The organism is Microbacterium yannicii, assembly GCF_024055635.1.
Lineage (GTDB): Bacteria > Actinomycetota > Actinomycetes > Actinomycetales > Microbacteriaceae > Microbacterium > Microbacterium yannicii.
This window is the reverse complement of the sequence record NZ_JAMXMB010000011.1, coordinates 59,263-79,615: the sequence shown is the minus strand read 5'-3', so window position 1 is coordinate 79,615 and position 20,353 is coordinate 59,263. Positions and strand designations below refer to the sequence as shown.

19 protein-coding genes are annotated in these 20,353 nt (G+C 69.4%); 5 read left to right on the top strand and 14 right to left on the bottom strand.

The genetic code is table 11. From position 1 onward, the window contains the following. The first annotated feature begins 151 nt into the window (after positions 1 to 151). A complete protein-coding gene (locus NCG93_RS06065) occupies positions 152 to 1,720 on the top strand; it encodes an amino acid permease (protein ID WP_194414827.1) in 1,569 nt (522 codons plus the stop codon). Positions 1,721 to 3,117: 1,397 nt separating this feature from the next. Here NCG93_RS06065 and NCG93_RS06060 read toward each other — a convergent pair. The 3 genes from NCG93_RS06060 to NCG93_RS06050 all read right to left on the bottom strand — a co-directional run bounded on the left by NCG93_RS06060 (position 3,118) and on the right by NCG93_RS06050 (position 7,183). After that, positions 3,118 to 3,819, bottom strand: a complete 702-nt coding sequence (locus tag NCG93_RS06060) for a hypothetical protein (RefSeq protein WP_194414828.1) — start codon at positions 3,817 to 3,819, stop codon at positions 3,118 to 3,120. Between the two features lie 84 nt (positions 3,820 to 3,903). Next, positions 3,904 to 4,407 (bottom strand): amino-acid N-acetyltransferase, encoded by a 504-nt coding sequence (locus NCG93_RS06055; RefSeq protein ID WP_194414829.1) that lies wholly within the window; start codon positions 4,405 to 4,407, stop codon positions 3,904 to 3,906. Between the two features lie 250 nt (positions 4,408 to 4,657). Further along, a complete protein-coding gene (locus tag NCG93_RS06050) occupies positions 4,658 to 7,183 on the bottom strand; it encodes an ATP-dependent Clp protease ATP-binding subunit (protein WP_194415014.1) in 2,526 nt (841 codons plus the stop codon). A 208-nt stretch (positions 7,184 to 7,391) separates the two neighbouring features. Between NCG93_RS06050 and NCG93_RS06045 the strand changes: the two genes are divergently transcribed. Genes NCG93_RS06045 through NCG93_RS06035 form a run of 3 tightly spaced genes read left to right on the top strand, consistent with a single transcriptional unit; the run spans position 7,392 to position 8,856 of the window. Next, on the top strand, positions 7,392 to 8,018 hold the full coding sequence (locus tag NCG93_RS06045; protein WP_194414830.1) for a hypothetical protein: 627 nt from the start codon (positions 7,392 to 7,394) through the stop codon (positions 8,016 to 8,018). After that, complete coding sequence (locus NCG93_RS06040) at positions 8,018 to 8,626, top strand: hypothetical protein (RefSeq protein ID WP_194414831.1); 609 nt, start codon at positions 8,018 to 8,020, stop codon at positions 8,624 to 8,626. Before NCG93_RS06045 ends, NCG93_RS06040 begins: the two co-directional genes overlap by 1 nt. Next, the gene (locus NCG93_RS06035) at positions 8,623 to 8,856 is read left to right on the top strand and encodes a helix-turn-helix domain-containing protein (protein ID WP_194414832.1); all 234 of its coding nucleotides are present in this window, start codon (positions 8,623 to 8,625) and stop codon (positions 8,854 to 8,856) included. Before NCG93_RS06040 ends, NCG93_RS06035 begins: the two co-directional genes overlap by 4 nt. A 163-nt stretch (positions 8,857 to 9,019) precedes the next feature. Here the strand turns inward: NCG93_RS06035 and NCG93_RS06030 are convergent, their stop codons facing one another. The 3 genes from NCG93_RS06030 to NCG93_RS06020 all read right to left on the bottom strand — a co-directional run bounded on the left by NCG93_RS06030 (position 9,020) and on the right by NCG93_RS06020 (position 11,713). Then, a complete protein-coding gene (locus NCG93_RS06030) occupies positions 9,020 to 9,754 on the bottom strand; it encodes a hypothetical protein (RefSeq protein WP_194414833.1) in 735 nt (244 codons plus the stop codon). A 126-nt stretch (positions 9,755 to 9,880) separates the two neighbouring features. After that, a complete protein-coding gene (cls, locus tag NCG93_RS06025) occupies positions 9,881 to 11,347 on the bottom strand; it encodes a cardiolipin synthase (RefSeq protein ID WP_194414834.1) in 1,467 nt (488 codons plus the stop codon). A gap of 177 nt (positions 11,348 to 11,524) precedes the next feature. Next, positions 11,525 to 11,713 (bottom strand): hypothetical protein, encoded by a 189-nt coding sequence (locus NCG93_RS06020; RefSeq protein WP_194414835.1) that lies wholly within the window; start codon positions 11,711 to 11,713, stop codon positions 11,525 to 11,527. A gap of 186 nt (positions 11,714 to 11,899) precedes the next feature. Here NCG93_RS06020 and NCG93_RS06015 point away from each other — a divergent pair, with 186 nt between their 5' ends. Continuing rightward, on the top strand, positions 11,900 to 13,297 hold the full coding sequence (locus NCG93_RS06015; RefSeq protein WP_194414836.1) for a DUF4192 family protein: 1,398 nt from the start codon (positions 11,900 to 11,902) through the stop codon (positions 13,295 to 13,297). A gap of 31 nt (positions 13,298 to 13,328) precedes the next feature. Here NCG93_RS06015 and lysS read toward each other — a convergent pair whose 3' ends face one another. The 8 genes from lysS to folB all read right to left on the bottom strand — a co-directional run bounded on the left by lysS (position 13,329) and on the right by folB (position 20,346). Then, positions 13,329 to 14,852 carry a lysine--tRNA ligase gene (gene lysS, locus NCG93_RS06010; protein ID WP_194414837.1) on the bottom strand — a complete coding sequence of 508 codons (1,524 nt, stop codon included), beginning with the start codon at positions 14,850 to 14,852 and terminating at the stop codon, positions 13,329 to 13,331. A gap of 173 nt (positions 14,853 to 15,025) precedes the next feature. Next, the gene (panC, locus tag NCG93_RS06005; protein WP_194414838.1) at positions 15,026 to 15,871 is read right to left on the bottom strand and encodes a pantoate--beta-alanine ligase; all 846 of its coding nucleotides are present in this window, start codon (positions 15,869 to 15,871) and stop codon (positions 15,026 to 15,028) included. Next, the gene (locus NCG93_RS06000) at positions 15,871 to 16,584 is read right to left on the bottom strand and encodes a Rossmann-like and DUF2520 domain-containing protein (protein ID WP_194414839.1); all 714 of its coding nucleotides are present in this window, start codon (positions 16,582 to 16,584) and stop codon (positions 15,871 to 15,873) included. The genes panC and NCG93_RS06000 overlap by 1 nt, the downstream gene beginning before the upstream one ends. Next, positions 16,581 to 18,389 (bottom strand): PH domain-containing protein, encoded by a 1,809-nt coding sequence (locus NCG93_RS05995; protein WP_194414840.1) that lies wholly within the window; start codon positions 18,387 to 18,389, stop codon positions 16,581 to 16,583. The genes NCG93_RS06000 and NCG93_RS05995 overlap by 4 nt, the downstream gene beginning before the upstream one ends. Then, positions 18,386 to 18,967, bottom strand: a complete 582-nt coding sequence (locus tag NCG93_RS05990) for a PH domain-containing protein (protein WP_194414841.1) — start codon at positions 18,965 to 18,967, stop codon at positions 18,386 to 18,388. Before NCG93_RS05990 ends, NCG93_RS05995 begins: the two co-directional genes overlap by 4 nt. Next, on the bottom strand, positions 18,909 to 19,406 hold the full coding sequence (locus NCG93_RS05985) for a DUF3180 domain-containing protein (RefSeq protein WP_194414842.1): 498 nt from the start codon (positions 19,404 to 19,406) through the stop codon (positions 18,909 to 18,911). The genes NCG93_RS05990 and NCG93_RS05985 overlap by 59 nt, the downstream gene beginning before the upstream one ends. Beyond that, positions 19,403 to 19,963, bottom strand: a complete 561-nt coding sequence (gene folK / locus NCG93_RS05980) for a 2-amino-4-hydroxy-6-hydroxymethyldihydropteridine diphosphokinase (protein ID WP_194414843.1) — start codon at positions 19,961 to 19,963, stop codon at positions 19,403 to 19,405. The genes NCG93_RS05985 and folK overlap by 4 nt, the downstream gene beginning before the upstream one ends. Then, positions 19,960 to 20,346, bottom strand: a complete 387-nt coding sequence (gene folB, locus NCG93_RS05975; protein ID WP_206687794.1) for a dihydroneopterin aldolase — start codon at positions 20,344 to 20,346, stop codon at positions 19,960 to 19,962. The genes folK and folB overlap by 4 nt, the downstream gene beginning before the upstream one ends. Positions 20,347 to 20,353 lie beyond the last annotated feature (7 nt).

Sequence of the window (20,353 nt, the reverse complement as noted above, 5' to 3'; positions counted from 1 at the left end):
TGAGCGCGGTCCCCCCGAACCGCGCTCACCCGCACACTCTAACCAAATTCCTCCTCAAAGGTAGACACAGCCGACCAATAGGCACCACAATCGGCGAAAAGCGCATCCGCGCACCCGAGCGCACCTCCCTTCGCTAATCCTTGGAGGACCGATGTCCCAAGCGAGCAGTGCCACTCCGCCGGAGTCCCCGGCATCCTCTTCCCGCCGACAGTCGAAGGTCGCGGGAGCGACCTATACACGCGCCGGCCACGATTACTTCCAGAAGCGCACCCTGAAGCGCTCCGCCGGCGTCTGGGGCCTGTGGGGCCTCGCGGTCGCCGCCGTCATCTCGGGCGACTTCTCAGGATGGAACTTCGGCATCGACTTCGCCGGCTTCGGCGGCATGCTCATCGCCTTCGCCATCCTCGTCGTCATGTACTACGGCATGATCTTCTCCATCGGCGAGATGGCGGCAGCCATGCCGCACACCGGCGGGGCCTATTCGTTCGCGCGCTCCGCGATGGGGCCGTGGGGCGGCCTCGTCACCGGCGCCGCCGAGACGATCGAGTACGTCGCGACGACCGCGGTCATCGTGTACTTCTCGGCGTCCTATGCCGACGCGATCACCAGCGAGCTGCTGAACTTCTCGATGCCGACGTGGGTGTGGTGGATCATCCTCTACGCCGCCTTCATCGCGCTGAACGCCGCGGGCGCAGCGATCTCCTTCAAGTTCGCGATCGTCGTGTCGATCATCTCGATCGCGATCATCCTGGTCTTCTCGGTGATGGCGATCTTCTCCGGCCAGTTCAGCTGGGACAAGCTCTTCGACATCGCTCCCGATCCCGGCCAGAGTGCCTTCCTGCCGCACGGCGTGATCCCGATCCTGTTCGCGCTGCCGTACGCGATGTGGTTCTTCCTCGGGATCGAGGAGCTCCCGCTCGCGGCGGAGGAGTCGCACAATCCGGAGCGCGACATCCCCCGTGCCGGCTTCATCGCCCGCACGACCCTGATCGTCACCGGCCTGCTCGTGCTGTTCCTCAACACCGGTGTGGTCGGCGCCGAGGCGACCGGCACCGCAGGAGAGCCGCTGCTCGACGGCTTCCGGGCCATCGTCGGCGACGAACTGGCGGCCGTGCTCGCCTTGTTCGCACTCATCGGTCTGCTCGCCTCGCTGCAGGGCATCATGTTCGCCTACGGGCGCAACATGTACTCGCTGTCGCGGGCGGGTTACTACCCGAAGTTCCTGTCGCTCACCGGCAAGCGTGCGACCCCCTGGGTCGCGCTCGTGGTGGGCGCGGTGATCGGCTTCGTCGCCCTCGTGCTCGTGGACTCGCTCGGCGGAACCACCGGCGTGGCGGGAGCGATCGTGCTGAACATCGCGATCTGGGGGGCGGTCATCGCCTACGCGCTGCAGATGACGTCGTACGTGATCCTGCGCCGCAAGTATCCGAACGCGGACCGCCCGTACCGCAGCCCGTGGGGCATCCCCGGCGCCGTCATCGCGGGCGCCGTCTCGGTGCTGATCTTCTTCGGCTTCTTCATCAACGAGCCTGCCCGTCCGGCCATCGTGGCCATCGCCATCGTCTACGTCGTGATCCTGGTCGGGTTCGCGCTCTACTTCCGGCACCGCCTCGTGCTCTCGCCGGAGGAGGAGTACGCGCTCTCGGGCGGCACCCACGGTGACCCCCTGGAGGAGGGCTACGACGCGATGGAGACCGAGGTGTTCGGCGACAAGACCTAGAGGAGTTCGGCCAGACCCTCAGGTGGGAGGGCGAAGCGGGGCGGCGTGGGGCGCCGTCCCGCTTCGTCGTTGCACTCGGTCGACGGATGCCGCGACCCGTCGTCGCGCGAGCAGCCGAGCGGCGTCGGGCGGAGCAGCGACCTCAGTTGAGCTGTGGACAGGGCAGAAGTATCTCAACGTCGAAGATGATGACGGGGTGAGTATCTACTTGAGACGCCTCTGAGCATGGTTGATGCGATGGGGCGCAGCCTCGAAGTGAGACGCTGCCGACGATGAACTTCCCGCTACCGCCGCGGTTGGACGGGCCAAGCATCCACGGCGGCTCATTAAGCCCGGCGACGAAGGGACTGACCCAGCTTCGTCGCCGGACCGAACCGGCGCCCTTGCCAGAACCACGGTTCTCCAGCACCCAAAAGGCGTGGTGCGGCTCTCCCGTGTCGGGTGAGAGGGCTGCAATGGCGAGGGTACACCCGTCGTGGTGTCGGTGGTAGGCGCGAAGCCTGGCCGGGGAAAGGAACCCCGGCCCGGTGGACAAGCACCAACCTGGGCGACGCGCCTTTTGCTATTGGGGCGCGACCATCGGCAGGAACTCGTCGCCGAACTTCCCACCGGGCATGAGCAGGCAAGCCATCGCGCCGATCGTCGGCGTCGATAACAAGAAGCGACGTGTGGAGAATCCACACTTGCTCACCGGTAGGCACAATCACGCTGCCCGACCGGCGGGGCAGGTCCGCGCGACCGCCCGCGGGGAAACGCGTGCGGCGGAGGCGGACTGCTGTTCCTCCGGGGCAAGAGCCGCGGCCGTCTGAACGGGAGTAGAAGGAAAGCGCAAGATTTCCGCAAGATGCCCGGAAGTGGATGTCCCCCGTTTGGGGGACAAGGTAGTTTTTTGCTTGGCGACGTTGTGGGGCGCTGGGGAGACTCTGGGGGTCTCGCCTCGCGACAAGCCAACTGGGGAAACTGGGGAACGGCCGAGTTGTGCGGGCGCTTTCTGAGCAGCCCCCCTCGAGCCCGTGCTTGCCAGCTAACCGAAGCTCGAGGGGGACCGGGCTTCTACGGCGTGTGCGGTTCCTGCTGGGGACAGGAACCCGCACCGCCCAACGAGGACCCACTGGGGATGGGACTGGCGTGCCGACGAAACCACTAGCCACGATGGCATAGCCAACGGCGCATGAGCATGTGATTCCGGCAATTTGCGCATTCCGCAATGAGGGCTTCACATCGTGAACACGTGGCCCGCTGTGCCGGTGACACTTCGGGGACCGAGCTGTCATGGTGTGACTCGGCGACGGAGGGACTGACTCTGCTCCGCCGCCGAGTCGAACGGGCGCCCTTGCCAGCGCCCCTGTTTCCAGGCGGACTCAGGCCTGATCTACAGCGGAGATACGCGGATCTCCTCAGTAGAGGAGGAACTGCTTCGGCTCGGTCGACGCGACGCCGCCGATCTCGACCGAGAGGTGGTACGACGACCCGCCCCCGGGCGCGAGAGGCCGGTTGCCGTCGGCGCAGGTGCCGACGGCCGAGCGGGTGCGGTCCCACGTGAGGGGTGCGGCGCTCGACACGGTCTGGCCGGCCGCGATCAGCACGACCATGTCGCTCGGCTCGCTCTGGCAGTCGGTGGAGCGCCACCACACGTCGTCACCGCTCGTCACGGTGAACGACTGGGCGCTCGTGCCGACATTCAGGGTGCAGTCGGCGCCGTTGTTGGTGAGCGTGATCGAGAACTGCGGGTTCTGGTCGCCCGCGTAGGTGTCGGCGCTCGTCACGGGATCGACCGTGATCTCGCTGGCGACGCAGGGCGCCGCCACCGGCGTCGCACCGGGCGTCGGCGTCGCGCCCTCCACCACCGCGCCCTCGACGACGCCGGTGTCCGTGCCCCCGACGGTCGCCTGCGACGACGGCACCGGCAGGGACTCGGCCGAGTTCTGCGACTGCTCCGTGTCGGGCTTCTTCGACGAGTCCGTCGCGGCGACCGCCCACGGCTGAGCGATCAACAGCCAGACGACGCCCGCGATGACGAGCAGAGCGATCAGCAGCACGAGACGCCGGCGACGGTATACCGCCGGCGAGGGGCGGCGTCGCGGAGTGGTGCCGGTCATGCTCACAGGTTAACCGCGTCGCCGGTGTTCTCCCGTCGGCGCGCCCGGACACGCCGAGCCGGACGGGCCTCGCCATGGCGCCGGTCAGAGGCGCTTCATCATGCGGGTGTTGCCCAGCGTGTTCGGTTTCACGTGCGCGAGGTCGAGGAACTCGGCGACGCCCTCGTCGGGCGAGCGGATGAGCTGGGAGTAGACGTCGGGATCCACCACCTGCTCGCCGATCGGCGTGAACCCCCGGCGCGTGAAGAAGTCCACCTCGAACGTCAGGCAGAACAGGCGCGACAGCCCGAGTGTGCGGGCGTTCGCCTCGAGCGCCTCGACGATCGCCCGCCCCACGCCGTGATGAAGCCAGCCGTCGGCCACGATCAGCGTGCGGACCTCGCCGAGGTCCTCCCACATGACGTGCAGCGCGCCACAGCCGACGAGCTCGCCGTCCGCGTCTTCGGCGACGAGGAACTGCTGCGTCGCCTCGTAGAGGACGACGAGGTCCTTGCCGAGCAGGATGCGCCGCTGCACGAACGGCTCGAGAAGCGCCTGGATGCGGCGGACATCGCGCGTGCGCGCGGGCCTGACCGTGAACTCTGCCACCCGTCCAGCGTAGATCCCCGGCTCCGGCAGCCGGTCCCCGTGTCCCGCCCGTCGAGGATTCAGAGAATCGCCGCTGGGCCCTCACCCGGGGCGCCGGCTGCGGCGTGTCTCCTGAATCCTCGACCACGCAGGTGGTCACCACTGAGCGGACACAGAAGAGCGGATGCCGCGGCTCTGGGCCGCGGCATCCGCTCTTCGTGTGCTTCGACGGGCTCAGCAACCGCTGCCGGTCCCTGAGCTTGTCGAAGGGTTACGCGTTCGCCGCGAGATCCGGCGTGGCGGAGATCTCGCCGTTGTGGACGACGCCCACCGCGACCTTCTCGCCGCGCGGGCCGTGCTCGAACGCGAACTCGCCGTCCTCGACGTCGACCTTCACGTGGTCGCCCGGGTGGAGCTCGCCGTGCAGGATCTTCTCCGACAGGCGGTCCTCGACCTCACGCTGCATGGCGCGACGCAGCGGGCGCGCACCGAGTGCGGGGTCGAAGCCGATCTCGATGAGCTTGTCCTTCGCGGCATCCGACAGCTCGATGGTCATGTCGCGATCGAGCAGGCGCTCGCCGAGGCGCTTGGTGAACAGACCCACGATCTGGCGCAGTTCGTCCTTGTCGAGCTGCGGGAAGACGATGATGTCGTCGACGCGGTTCAGGAACTCGGGCTTGAAGTTGCGCTTGAGCTCCTCGTTCACCTTGCCCTTCATGCGCTCGTACGTGGTGCCGGCGTTGCCCTCGACCTGGAAGCCCACCGGGCCTCCGGCGATCGCCGACGAGCCGAGGTTCGTCGTCATGATGATCACCGTGTTCTTGAAGTCGATCATGCGACCCTGGCCGTCGGTCAGGCGACCCTCTTCGAGGATCTGCAGGAGCGAGTTGAAGATGTCGGGGTGGGCCTTCTCGATCTCGTCGAAGAGTACGACCGAGAACGGCTTGCGGCGTACCTTCTCGGTGAGCTGGCCGCCCTCTTCGAACCCGACGAACCCGGGAGGGGCACCGAACAGGCGCGAGACGGTGTGCTTCTCACCGAACTCCGACATGTCGAGCGAGATCAGCGCGTGCTCGTCGTCGAAGAGGAACTCGGCGAGCGCCTTGGCGAGCTCGGTCTTGCCGACGCCCGTGGGGCCGGCGAAGATGAACGAGCCCGAGGGGCGCTTCGGGTCCTTGAGTCCAGCACGCTGGCGGCGGATCGTCTTCGACAGCGCGGCGATCGCCTCCTCCTGGCCGATGACGCGCTGGTGCAGCGCCTTCTCCATGAAGACGAGACGGCTCGACTCCTCCTCGGTCAGCTTGAAGACCGGGATGCCGGTGGCCTGGGCGAGCACCTCGGCGATCAGCCCCTCGTCGACGACCGCGTGCGTCGCGACGTCACCCGAGCGCCACTGCTTCTCGAGGCGCAGGCGCTCGGCGAGGAGGGACTTCTCCTCATCGCGCAGGCCCGCAGCCTTCTCGAAGTCCTGGTCCTCGGAGGCGCGCTCCTTGTCTTCGCGGACCTTGGCGATCTTGTCGTCGAACTCGCGCAGCTCGGGCGGGCTCGACAGGATCGACAGGCGCAGGCGGGCGCCGGCCTCATCGATCAGGTCGATCGCCTTGTCGGGCAGGAAGCGGTCCGAGATGTAGCGGTCGGCGAGGTTCGCCGCCGCGACGATCGCGCCGTCCGTGATCTGCACCTTGTGGTGCGCCTCGTAGCGGTCGCGCAGACCCTTGAGGATGTTGATCGCGTGGGGCAGGCTCGGCTCGGCGACCTGGATCGGCTGGAAGCGGCGCTCGAGCGCGGCATCCTTCTCGAAGTGCTTGCGGTACTCGTCGAGCGTGGTCGCACCGATCGTCTGCAGCTCGCCACGGGCGAGGAGCGGCTTCAGGATCGACGCCGCGTCGATCGCCCCCTCGGCGGCACCCGCACCCACGAGGGTGTGGATCTCGTCGATGAAGACGATGATGTCGCCGCGCGTGCGGATCTCCTTGGTGACCTTCTTCAGGCGCTCCTCGAAGTCGCCGCGGTAGCGCGAGCCGGCGATGAGCGAGCCGAGGTCGAGCGAGTAGACCTGCTTGTCCTTCAGCGTCTCGGGCACGTCGCCCTTGACGATCGCCTGTGCGAGACCCTCGACGACCGCGGTCTTGCCGACACCGGGCTCGCCGATGAGGACGGGGTTGTTCTTGGACCGGCGCGACAGGATCTGCATGACGCGCTCGATCTCCTTCTCGCGTCCGATCACCGGGTCGAGCTTGTTGTCGCGTGCGGCCTGCGTGAGGTTGCGGCCGAACTGGTCGAGCACCTGCGAACCTCCCTGGGTGGTGCCCTGGGTCTGCTCGCCCGCGCCGCTCGCGACGCCGGCGGGCTCCTTGCCCTGGTAGCCGGACAACAGCTGGATGACCTGCTGGCGGACCTTGTTGAGGTCGGCGCCGAGCTTCACCAGCACCTGGGCGGCGACGCCCTCGCCCTCACGGATGAGGCCGAGGAGGATGTGCTCGGTGCCGATGTAGTTGTGACCGAGCTGCAGCGCTTCGCGCAACGACAGCTCGAGCACCTTCTTGGCACGCGGCGTGAAGGGGATGTGGCCGGTCGGCTGCTGCTGACCCTGGCCGATGATGTCCTGCACCTGCTCGCGCACGGCATCGAGCGAGATGCCGAGGCTCTCGAGGGCCTTGGCGGCGACGCCCTCACCCTCGTGGATGAGACCGAGCAGGATGTGCTCGGTGCCGATGTAGTTGTGGTTCAGCATCTTCGCCTCTTCTTGGGCGAGGACGACGACACGACGGGCACGGTCCGTGAATCTCTCGAACATCATTCACTCCTCCTGGGCGATGCGGGTCTGCTGAGCCCACTGCGCCTTACATCGAGGGTAACGAGGCGGTCGGGAGCGTACGGCCGTGTTCGCCGTGGGCATAGCGCGGCCGCGCCGACATTGAGATGCGGGATGCCTTGCGCCGAGGCGGTCGTGTGGCATATCGTTTGTCGATAACAACGTTTATCGATATGGACGGAGCCGAGCAATGCACTCCTCACAGCGGACACACGTCTCGCTCGCCGAAGGGATCACTCTGGGACTGATCGCCACCGGCGCGGTCAGCGTCGGGATCGCGGCGCTCGTCGCCATCGTGCAGCGCGCGATCGGCGTCTTCGGAGAGGACCCGACCGTCGCCATGCCGGTGACGGGTGGCGACGTCGAGGCCCTCGACGGGATCACGGACGTGACCGCCGCCGTGTACACCTCTGCCGACGTCACCTTCGCATCACTGCCGACCGGCGTGAGCTGGCTGTTGCTGCTCGAGGGTGCGCTTCCCGCACTCGCCACGATCGGCGTGTGCGCGATGGCGTGGTGGCTCGGCGTCTCGCTGATCCGCGCGCGGCCGTTCCGCACCTCGATGCCGGCCGCGATCGGTGTCGTGGCGTGCCTCGTGATCGCGGGTGGACTCTTCGGCCAGTTCGCGGGGGCGTGGGGGCGGGCGATGCTCGTCGAGGATCTTACGGCGACGAACCCCGATGTCACCGACGTCTTCTGGATGTTCCTGATGCAGCTCGACCTCGCACCCGTCGGCTGGAGCTTCGCGCTCGCACTCGTCGCGGCTGCGTTCCAGATCGGCACGCGCCTGCAGCGGGAGACGGAGGGGTTGGTCTGATGCCCGAGACGACGACCAAGGAGCGCAACGACATCATCTCGACCCTGGTGGTCGCCGGCGTGGTCGCGGCGATCGTCGTGGTGGCATCGGTCGTCCGATGGCTCGAGACCTTCACGCTCGAAGGGATCTCGGTCCCCGTGCCGTTCGCCGGGGTGCCTGCGGACTTCGCGCCCGCTGACGGCCTGCCCGTGACGACGGTGCGCGTGACCGAAGGCGACGTGATCGCCGTGGGCGTCAACGCCGTCTCGACGTTCTCGGTCGGCGCGTCGATCATCGTGAGCGCGGCCGCATGGCTCGTGGTGATCGCGCTCTTCGGAACGCTGGCGGTGCGGTTCCTCAGGGGACGGTTCTTCGACCCGACCAATCCGCGGCTCCTCGACGCCGCGAGCTGGACGATGTTGGGCGGGGCGCTGGCGGTCTACTTTCTCGACACGTTCGGACGCAACGGCGTCCTCGCCGCCGCAGGCCTCGGCGAATTCCTACCCGATTCCTGGGCCATCACCGCGTCGTTCATCCCGATCTGGATCGCCGCGATCGTGCTCGGCCTCATCTCGCTCGCGTTCCGCCGCGGCATCCGCCTCCAGCGCGACACGGACGGACTCGTATGACCCCGGCCGACGACGAGGGGCCCTCGGGTGTCCACTGCCGGCTCGACGAGCTGCTGCTCGAGCGGGGCATGACGCTGACCCGCCTGTCCGAGCTGGTCGGGGTGTCGGTGGTGAACCTGTCGATCCTCAAGAACGACCGGGCCCGCGCCATCCGCTACTCGACGCTGTCGGCGATCTGCCGCGCGCTCGACTGCGAGATCGGCGATCTCCTGGTGCGCGCGGACTCGTAGCCGAGGCATCCGCTCGGCGCGAACGCGACAGTTTCCGGCGAGAGCCGCATCGGGCGGCGGCGCGCTCGCAGCAAACTGCAGCGTTCGCTCGCGACGCGAGAACGAGGGTCGAGCTCCGTGCTGTTCCGGATGCCGCGGGCCGCGGCATCCGGAATCACACGCGTCAGTTCGGGTAGATCGGGATGCGGACGTTGTCGAACTCGGCACCGGTCAGGATCGCGAAGGTGTCGGCGTCCTCGTCCTCGAGACCGTTCACCGCCGTGACGACGCCGCGCGGCACCATGTCCATCGTGCAGACCTGGTTTGCGGGCGGCGTCACGAAGGTCACGGTGACCTCGCTGGCGCTGGTCGCCTCGGTGTTCTCGATCACGGGTGCGCACGTCGACGAGCCCCATGACAGGATCACGAACTGGCCGTCGACGTCGGTCCAGCCGGCGCTCGGAAGGTAGTCGGTCTCGCCGCCGGTGGCGAGGTCCGGGACGCCGTCGAGGTCGGTGTCGCCCTGCCCGCCGTCGCCGGTCACCTCGATCTCGACACCCTTGGCGGGATCGACGCCCTTCGGGGTTCCCACGAGCGAGACCCGCGGGACGAGGTCGCGCGTGCAGGCCGTGTCGGCGGCGGGTTCCACGAGGGTGACTTTCATCACGCCGTTCGCGTAGGTGGCCTCCTCGGCGGTGGGCACGCAGGTGGAACTGCCCTGCGTGACGATGCCGACCATGCGTCCGCCGTCGAGCCAGGCCGCGCTGACGTCCTGCTCGTTGCCGTCGTCGCCCTTGGTCGTGGCGGACGAGGATGGCGTCCCCCCGGAACCGGCGGGAGTGGCACAGGCGGTAAGAAGGCCGGCGGCGAGCAGCACGATGCCTGTCGCGACGGCGAGTGAGCGAGAGCGGTTGGGCATGCGAGAGCCTCCTCGGTTCGCGGACGCCATCCCCCGCGGCATCCGTCATCCCTATGGTGTCGTAACCGGCGCCCAAATCTCAGTAACGACGGTCACGCACTGGTCACGATCCGCCGGGAGATCGCCTCACTGCAGGGCGGAGGTGAGCCGGGCGAGGTTGTCGAGCACGGTCGAGCGCAGCGGCTGCTTCTCCCACTCGGCGAGGGTGAGCTCGCGGCTGAGCGAGCGGTACCTGTCTTCGACGGTCCGCATCTCGCGCACGAACTCCTCGCCGCGCACGAACAGCGAGATCTCCATGTTGAGACCGAAGGAGCGCATGTCCATGTTGCTCGAGCCGATGATCGCGACCTCGTCGTCGATGGTCAGGCTCTTGGTGTGCAGGATGTACGGCTTCTTGTACATCCAGATCTTGACGCCCGCCCGCAGCAGCGCCTCGTAGTAGCTGCGTTGCGCGTGGTAGACGATCGCCTGATCGCCCTCCTCCGACACGAAGAGCTCGACATGGATGCCGCGCTGACACGCCGTCGTGATCGCGAGGAGCAGCGCCTCGTCGGGCACGAAGTACGGGCTGACCACGATGATCTTGCGCTGTGCGGCGTAGAGGAGGCCCGCGAAGAGCTTGAGGTTGTTCTGGAATTCGAACCCCGGTCCCGACGGGACGATCTGGCAGTCGAGGTCGCCCGGTCCGCTCGTCACGTCGAAGAGGTCGATCTGGTCGGTGAGCACCTCATCGGTCTCGCTGTACCAGTCGCTCAGGAACACCGCATTGACGGATGCCACGACCGGGCCTTCGATCCGGGCCATCAGGTCGACCCAGTGCAGGCCGCGCCTGATGTTCTTGCGGAGGTTGTAGGTCGAGTCGGTGACGTTCTGCGACCCGGTGAAGGCGACGCGGCCGTCGACGACGAGGAGCTTGCGGTGATTGCGCAGGTCGGGCCGCTGGTACTTGCCGCGCAGCGGCTGCACCGGCAGCATCAGCTGCCACTCCGCGCCCATGTCGGTGAGGCGCTTGAGCGTCCGCTTGTAGTACGGCTTGCCACGGTTCGCCCAGTGATCGAGGAGCACCCGCACCGTCACACCGCGGGCCGCGACCTCCTCGAGCGCGCGGAAGAAGTTGTCGGTCGAGGCATCCGTCTGCAGGATGTAGAACTCGACGTGCACATAGCGCTTCGCCTCGCGGATGGCATCGGCCATTGCGTCGAGGCTCTCCTGGTAGTCCGGGATCAGGTGCGCGGCGTTGTCGCCGGCGAGGGGCATGGCACCGAGGTTGCGGTTCAGCGTGACCAGCGAGGTGAACCAGGCCGGGGCGTGCGGGCGCAGCGTGCCGAAGTCGAGCGACGTGCTGGTGTCGTGGATGTAGTCGTTGATGCGCTCCTGCTTGCGCCGCCGCTTGCGCGGGAGCCGGGGGTTGCCGATCAGCAGGAACAGGAACACCCCGATGATCGGGATGAAGTAGATCGCGAGCAGCCACGCCATCGCCGCCGTCGGGCGCCGGTTGCGCGGGACGATGATGATCGCCGCCACACGGATCACGAGGTCGAGGACGAAGACGAGCACCACCCACCACGTCGCATCGAACGTGATGGTGATCATCGAGCAGTGCCTCTCGACAGGGTCGGACGGAGCGGAAGGGCGGCGGTCTGCTCACACTATCGGGGGCGACCGACGCCTCTGCGCAGGCGGTGGTGTCGCGACCGCGCCGGCGCCGGCCGGTCAGCGGCTCAGCAGACCGGCGCGCAGGGCGGTGGGGTCGTGAGAGGGGGGTGGACGTCAGCCGTCGGCCGGACCGGGGGCGACCGGCGGCAGTCCGCGCTTGGCGCGCTCTTCGGCCTGGATCTTCGCGTAGACCCGCCGCTCCGTGCGGTCGGCGCGGACGATGCTGCGCAGCACGAAGAAGAAGATCAGCGACACGAGGACGGTCGGCAGGAGCGTCCACAGCGCCGCGACCCAGTAATCCATGTCTCCAGGATACGCGGTGCGGGTATCGCTCCGCCCCAGCCGGCGGAGATGGGCGCGATGCGCGACCTGTGCACAGCCGTCGCCGGCTCCTCCCCCGATGCGCTCCCGCGGCCCGTTCTCGAAGCCATCCCCAGTCGAACCCATCCACGTCCCGCGCCGCGGTATGGTCCGCGAGGCTCATCGTTCATGACCCCCACCGTCGTCAAAGCCGCGGATGCCGCGCAGTTCCTGTCCGTCGTCCCGCGCATGCTGGGATACCACCCGACCCGCAGTCTCGTGGTGATCCCGTTTCATGGCGGAAGCAGTCTCGGAGCGATGCGCTTCGACCTGCCCGAGGGCGACGGCGAATCCCTCGACCGCACCGCGGCGACCGTGACGGGCATGGCCTGCCGCCTGCCGGAGGCCGATGCCATCGCCGCGATCGCGTATACGGATGCCCGGTTCCACGACGACGGACGGATGCCGCACTTCGAGCTCTTCGCTGCGCTCGAGCGCCGCGCGGACGCGTGCGGCCTGCGCGTCACCGACCTGCTGTGCGTCGCCGCCGACGGGTGGGGATCGTTCCTGGACGAGGACCGTCCGGCGGCGGGGCGGCCCCTCGACGAGTTGACCTGGGTCGGCCCGGACGACGTCCCCGCGCCGGACGGCGACCAGGCCACCGGCGCCGAGCTGCCCGCATGCTCGGCCGAGGAACGGGCCCAGGTGGCGAAGGCGATGACCGCCCTCGGCGAAGCGGTCTCGGTGCTGTGCGGGCCCGATGCCGACAGCGGCACCGCGGGCGGCTCGGGGCGTTCTGTTCGCCGGCCGCGCCGCGCTGCACCGCGGCGCAACGCGTCATCACCGGCTTCCGCGTCACCACGGGCTTCCGCGGCGCCGGACCACGATCGGGACTCGTTCGGGCGGCCGGTGGCGCGGCCGGTCGCCCGGCCGACGAGTGGTGCGGTCACCGGCATCTCACCGCGCACACGTGCGAGCGACCTCGGACCAGTCCCGGCTCCGGTGTCAGGCGCCGTCGAGCACGAGGCATCCGACAGCGAGGCGTCATCGCGGGTCGACCCGCAGGCGCTGGCGACGGTCTGCCGTCTGGACGACCTGCCGCGGTTCTTCGAAGACGCTCTCTCAGGACAGCTCGCAGCCGGGGACGTGTACGGCATGGCCGCTCTGGTGTGGTGCCTCGCACGTCCCGCGCTGCGGGACGTGGCGCTGGTGCAGTGGAGCGGCAACCTCGCGCAGGGTGACGAGGCGTTCGACGCGCAGCTGCGCTGGGAGGCCGGCGAGGAGTATCCGGCGCACCTCGCGATGCGCATGTGGGGCGAGGGCGAGCAGCCGCAGGTCTCACGGCTCGAGGCCGCACTCGCCCTGTCCAGGCACGCCGCCGCACTCTCGCCGCGCGCATCGCAGCCGGGCGCCCTCGCCATGTGCGCCTGGCTGTCGTGGGCACTCGGACGCTCGACCCATGCGGCGGCCTACGCCGAGCGCGCGTGCGAGATCGAGCCCGAACACGGTCTGTCTCAGATCGTGCTCTCGTTCGTCGGTGCCGGGCACTTGCCCGACTGGGCCTTCCGGCGTGCGAACGGACGGTGACGCGATGCCCGGCGGCGGGCGACCGGCCGAACTACTTGACGAGCGGGAAGAGGATGGTCTCTCGGATGCCGAGCCCCGTGATCGCCATGAGCAGGCGGTCGATCCCCATGCCCATGCCCCCAGTCGGCGGCATGCCGTGCTCGAGCGCGCGCAGGAACTCCTCGTCGATCCGCATCGCCTCGAGGTCGCCGCGGGCCGCGAGCTTGGCCTGCTCGACGAACCTCTCACGCTGGATGACCGGGTCGACGAGCTCGGAGTAGCCGGTCGCGAGCTCGAAGCCCCGCACGTAGAGGTCCCACTTCTCGACCACGCCGCCGATCGAGCGGTGCTCGCGCACGAGCGGGCTGGTGTCGAGCGGGAAGTCCATGACGAAGGTCGGGCGGGTGAGGCCGGGCTTGACGAAGTGCTCCCACAGCTCCTCGACGAGCTTGCCGTGGATCGCGTGCGGCGGCAGGTCGACGCCCTCCGCCTCCGCGAGCGCGACGAGGTCCTCGAACGGCGTCTCGGGCGTGATCGTTCGGCCGGCCGCCTCCGACAGCGACCCGTACATCGACAGGCGGTCCCACTGGCCGCCGAGCTCGTACTCGGTGCCGTCCGCCCAGGTGACCGTGGTGGAGCCGGCCACGGCGATCGCGGCGTTCTGGATGAGCTCCTGCGTCAGATCGGCGATGCCGTGGTAGTCGCTGTAGGCCTGGTAGGCCTCGAGCATCGCGAACTCCGGGCTGTGCGTCGAGTCGGCGCCCTCGTTGCGGAAGTTGCGGTTGATCTCGTAGACCCGGTCGATGCCGCCCACCACGGCGCGCTTCAGGAAGAGCTCGGGCGCGATGCGCAGGTAGAGGTCGGCGTCGAAGGCGTTCGAGTTCGTGATGAACGGCCGGGCGGAGGCGCCGCCGTGCTGCACCTGCAGCATCGGCGTCTCGACCTCGATGAAGTCGTGCGAGGCGAACGTCGCCCGCAGGCTCGCGTTCACCTTTGCCCGCGCGACGACGGTCTCGCGGGCGCGATCGCGCACGATCAGGTCGAGGAAACGGCTGCGGACACGGTTCTCCTCGCTGAGCTCCTTGTGCAGGTTCGGCAGGGGCAGGACGGCCTTCGCCGCGATCGCCCACTCCGACACCATGATCGACAGTTCGCCGCGACGGCTCGAGATGACCTCGCCGCTGACGAACACGTGGTCGCCGAGGTCGACGAGCTCCTTCCACGCCTGCAGCGACTCGTCGCCGACGGCGGCGAGCGACACCATGGCCTGGATGCGACTGCCGTCTCCCGCCTGCAGCGTCGCGAAGCAGAGCTTGCCGCCGTTGCGGCTCAGGACGACACGACCCGCGACGGCGGCGGTGACGCCCGTCTCGGCTCCCGCCTCCAGCTCCGCGAAGCGCTGACGCAGCGCGGGGATGGTGTCGGTGATCGGCAGGCTGACCGGGTACGCCCCGCCCGCGGCATCCGTGCGCTCCGCGATCAGCCGCTCGCGCTTGGCCAGCCGCACGGCCTTCTGCTCGAAGACTTCCTCTTCGGTCGGCTCGTCGGTCTCGGCAGGCGAGGTCGTGTCGGTCACGGGATGGGCTCCTTGAATGGCATGTGCGCTGCGGCAGGTGCTCCGTGGGGGATGCTCCGCGCAGCACGGACTCGCCATTCTATCGGCGGGCGTCTCCGGCCTTGCCGAGCAGCTCTGCCGGTGAGCGGATGCCGCGGCCTGCGTTGCCGGCCCCCGCCGGCGTCGCGGCACCCTCAGCCGAGGTAGATCTCGGCGTTGTCGATGAGGCGGTGACCTGCCACCGTCGCGGCGATGAGGGCGAGTGCCGGACCGGTGCTGCCCTCGTCGACCGGAAGGAACGTCGTCGGGTCGACGACGCTCAGGTACTCCAGGCGGATGCGCGGCTCGCCCATGAGCGCGGACTGGGCCGCGGCGATGCACGCGTCGATGCCGCGGTCGGCGTTGGCGGCGGCGGCATCCAGGGCCGCCGGAAGGAGGGCCGCCGCGGCGAGGTCGCGGTCCTCGAGCATCCCGACGCGGGTCGAGATCGGCAGGCCGTCGTCGCCGCGTACCGTCTCCACCGTCGCCACCTCGACGTCGAAGAACAGGTCACGGACCATGCGCCGCACGAGGAAGACGCGCTGCCGGTCGCGCTCGCCGTAGACGGCGACGTCGGGCCGGACGAGGTGCAACAGCTTCGCCTCGACGGTGAGGAGGCCGTCGAAGTAGAACGGGCGCGAGCGTCCTTCATAGCGTAGGCCGAGGTCGCCGGCCGTGACCTTCGTCGTCGCCGAGCCGTCGGGCAGCAGCTCCTTCGTCTCCGGCGCGAAGACGACGTCGACCCCGAGGGATTCGAGCAGCCGGGCGTCCTCGTCGGGGGTGCGGGGATACGCGGCGAAGTCGGCCGGCGAGGCGAAGCGCAGCGGATTGACGAACACCGAGACGACCACGATGTCGGCGAGCTCACGTGCCCGGTGCACGAGGTCGATGTGACCGTCGTGCAGGGAGCCGATCGTCGAGATGAGGGCGACACGTGCCTCGGGTGCCGTCGCGCGGACCTCGGCGAGCCGAGCACGGAGCCCGTCGATGGTGCTGATCATCATTGGATCGTAGCGGGGGGCTCACCGCTCACCGGACCAGAGCCAGCCTCGGCGAGCGCGTGATCGAGCGTGGTGTGCGCCAGGGCGGAGAGGAACGACCCCGGGTACGGCACCCCCGCCTCGGCGAGGAGCGCCGCCGCCTGGTGCACGATCGACCGCGAGAAGACGCGCGCCGTCGCGATGGCCTCGCCGTACGCCGGCCGGGCAGATTCCTCGACGACGACCGGCTCGCAGCCGAGCTCCACCGCGAGGGCCTGCGCGATCGGGAGCACCGGCCCGGGCGCGGTGACCGCGGCGTAGGCGCTCGCGAGCGCCCGCAGATCCATCGATGTGCCGCTGAACTCGATCGCGGGATGGACGGCGAGCGGAATGACTCCCTTGGCGACCGCAGGGGACAGGATGCCGGCGCCCCAGGCCGGATCCGTGTGCAGCACGAGCTGTCCGGGCTGCCAGGCGCCGACCTCGGCGAGACCCGCCACGAGTCCCTCGAGCTGGTCGTGGGGCACGGCGACGATCACCAGCTCGCTCCGCCGTGCGACCTCCGTCGCGTCCAGCACCGGCACTCCCGGCAGGATCGCCTGCACCCGTTCCGGGTCGGAGCCCTGCGTGATCCCGACCAGCGCGTGACCGGCACCGCCGAGCGCGGCACCGAGCACCGGCCCGACACGGCCGGCCCCGATGATCCCGACTCCGAGTCGCCCGTCACGGGTCATGTGCGGTCCTCCTCGCTCGGCGTGCCTTCGGAGGCTCGGCGGGTGTCGTCTCGCTCGCCGGCGCTCGCCCGCTCGACCACCGCAACCGGAGGTTCGGACGTCGAGGGACCGAAGCGAGACGGAACGTCGCCGGCGTCGTCCGCTGCGGTGGATCCGGCGGGTGCGACGGCTGCGGCATCCGTCGCCTCCTGCGCCCACCGATGCGTGCGGTCGGCGAGCGCTTCGCGCACCGCACCGCGCGCGACATCGTCGAAGAGCTCGAGCGCGCTGTCGCGGTCGACCGCCGCCAGGAACGGCGATACCGGGCCGGTCACCACGTGCGCGCGCACGTTGGTCACACCCGACGCCCGGTCGAGCGGGCCCTGGTACAGCCCGAGGCTCTGCAGGCGTGCGAGCGGCAGGATCACCAGCTTGCGCCACACGACGCCGCGCCGCATCAGCAGGACGTCGCCGGTGAGCCGGAATCCGTTCCGGCGATACGACAGGGGCCGGATCCACCACGCGCGCTTCGGCGTGTTCGTGAAGGTGTCGCCCTCCCCCGGCCCGAACATGCCCTGCTGCACGACGAGAGCCCGCTCGCCGTCGGGCAGAGCGGGCTGCAGCAGCCGCAGCACCCGCTCGACGTCGGCGGCGGTGCCGACGGGCAGGGCGGTCGTGAACTGATCGGTGCTGCTGTCGGCGACGCTGCGACCGGTGAGGCGGTTGATGCGGACGGTCCACCAGCCGGCGGGGCGCCAGAGGATCGGCTGCGTCACCTCGACCGCGTGCACGCGCCCGGGCGGCACGATCTCGGTGATGGTGGTGAACAGGCCGAACGTGATGCGCACGCCGTCGGGCGTCGGCGCGATCGCGTACCGCAGCGATCGGACGATCGAGCGCAGCCAGTACGCGCCGTAGCCGATGATGGCCGGTACGAAGCCGAACAGCAGCCAGGTGACGCCCTGGCTGACACCGATCACGATCGCGACCACGGCGACCAGCAGCCCCAGCGTCGACATGCTGAGGATGTGGGATGCCACGAGCCGGCCCACCGGGATGTGCACGACGGATTCGAGCTCAGCCACCGGCGCCTCGGGCCCCTCGATGAGGCCGGTGATCTCGCGCCCCACCGTCTGGCTCAGCATGGCAGCCCTGCCCACAGGCCGTGGGGCGGCGGTCCCGGACGTCATGCCGAGGCGACGGCCGGACGCGAGCCGCAGGATGTCGGCGCGCACTGCCTCGGCGTTGGCCGTGGAGAGGTACTCGAGCTTGACGTTGGCGTCCGCTCCGGCCCCGACGACCTCGAGCTTCGCCATGCCCAGCAGTCTCGCGATCATCGGCCGGGTGAGATTGACGCCCTGCACGCGGTCGAGCGGGGCACGGCGCTGGGTCCGGAACAGGATGCCGCTGCGCACCTCGACGTCGTCGTCAGTGATCCGGAACGTGTGGAAGCGCCAGGAGGTGTAGAAGACGGCGACCAGCACGATCAGCACCCCGAGCACCGCCAGCCCGGCGAGGACGTAGAGGTTGTTCGCGATGATGAAGTCGATCGGGTCGCCCTCGGCTCCCTCCCATTCGCCGACCTCGTCTTCGATGTCGGGTGCGAGCCACGGCAGGAAGATGAACACGAGGCGATCGCGGAGGTTCGCGAACACGATGCCGATGACGACGATGAGGAACAGCCCGCCGCGCAGGAGCGGCGTGAGCGGGTGCAGGCGATGCCATTCGCCGTCGCTGAGCGGCGATCGCACCAGCTGCGGGGGCGGCGCGCCCGGCACGCCGGTCGACGTGCCGGGTGCTTCGAAGGGTTCGGAGGTCGACGTCATAGACCGGTGCGCCGGCTCTCGGCGACGTCGACGAGGTGGTCGCGCAGCGTCTCGGCCGTGGTCTGCTCGAGACCCGGGATCACGACGCCGGTCGCTGCCGCGGCGGTGACGAACTTGAGCTGCGCGATTCCGAAGCCCCGGTCGAGCGGGCCATGCGTGATGTCGATCAGCTGCATGCGCCCGTACGGCACCGCGACGAACCGCTGCCACAGGATGCCGCGGCGGAAGACCAGGTCGTCGGCGCGCAGCTGGTAGCCGATCGAGCGAGCCTGGCGCGGCAGGATCACGAGCGTCCAGGCGAGGATGACCGTCAGGATGCCGCCCGGGATCCAGGCCCACAGCTGGTGCATCAGCAGCGTGAGCACCAGGGTGGCCGCGATGACGAGCACCAGGAACGAGCCGGTCGAGATCAGCTGCACCGTCACGTACTTCGGCGAGATCTGGTGCCACACCCCACCCTGGAGCACCAACCGGTTCTCGGATCGCGGCTCGACGATGCCGTCGAACCCGCTCCCGGCCTCAGTGGTCGTGGAGGCGGGGTTCGAGTCCGGGGTCGTCGCCTCCGGGCTGTTCGTCATCATCGTCCTTCCGGATGGTGCACAGGTGCTCCGCGACGAGGCCGGCGGCGACCAGCAGGGCGCCGCTCACGGTCGTCGCGATGACCGCTCCCAACGAGCCTAGCGATGGCGTGACCGGCCGGGTCGCCAGGAAGATCCACAGACCCGCTCCGACGCCGCCGACCGCGGCGCCCACGATGCTGGAGGCTTTGGCGAGCATCGCGACGCGCACGGCACGGAAGGGGTCGACCTTCGCCGTCGAGGTGCCGCGCGTGGCGCGTCGGATCGGGACGGCCAGCGCGATCGCCAGCGCGCCCAGCAGGACGAGGAGGATCGGCAGGGTCACCGCGGGGGTGAACGTCGGGCGCCCGGAGGACGTGAGCAGCTGGTCGACGAGGAAGCCCGCGGCGACACCGAGGATCGCCGAGATGGCCAGAACGCCGGCACCGGTGCGTTTCATCGCGGCCCCGCCTCGCCCAGCCGCCGGAGGATCTCGTCGACACGACCTGCACCCGGCAGCACAGCATCCGGGTCGACGGTCAGCCAGGGCCCCAGCACGAAGTCGCGGGCGGCGGCGCGCGGGTGCGGCAGCACGAGTCGAGGGTCGTCGCTGACGACATCGCCGTAGGCGATGAGATCGAGGTCGAGCGTGCGATCCTCCCACCCGGCCTCGTTCGCGGAGCGGGCGGCCGACCGCACCCGGCCGTGCCGCTGCTCGATGGCATGGAGGTACCCCAGCAGCACGGACGGCGCGAGGCGCGTGGTGAGGATCGCCACGGCGTTCAGATACGCCGGGGCCGCGGCATCCGGTCCCTCCGGCTTCATCGCGACAGACTCGATCGGCTCCGACACGCGGACGGCGTCGACCAGGGGCACCCGGGCGAGGTCCGTGATCGCCGCCGTCATGGTCTCGGCGCGATCGCCGAGGTTCGCGCCCAGGGCGACGACGGCCTCGACGGGGCCGCGCGGATGGCGCTCGACATCGCGATCGAAGCCCTGCGCGAGGCGACGGCTCACGATCCCACCGTCCAGTTCTGCTCTCCGGGGCGGACGCGCCGGACGGTCACCGACACATCGGCGAAGGGCACGGTGATCGGCGCGTGGGGCTTGTGGACCGTGACCGCTGCCATCTTCACGCCGTCGCGGGCGAGGAGGTCGTCGGCGATGCGGACGGCGAGGCCTTCGATGAGGTTCAGCGGCTCGCCGCCGACGAGTTCGACGATGCGCTCGGCGACCTCGCCGTAGTGGACCGTGTCGGCGACGTCGTCGGATGCCGCGGCCTGCGCGGTGCTGACGAACAGCGTCGCGTCGACGACGAACTCCTGACCCTCGCGTCGCTCTTCGGCGAACACGCCGTGATACCCGAAGGCGCGCACGCCGGTCAGCGTGATCTCGTCCATGAAGTCC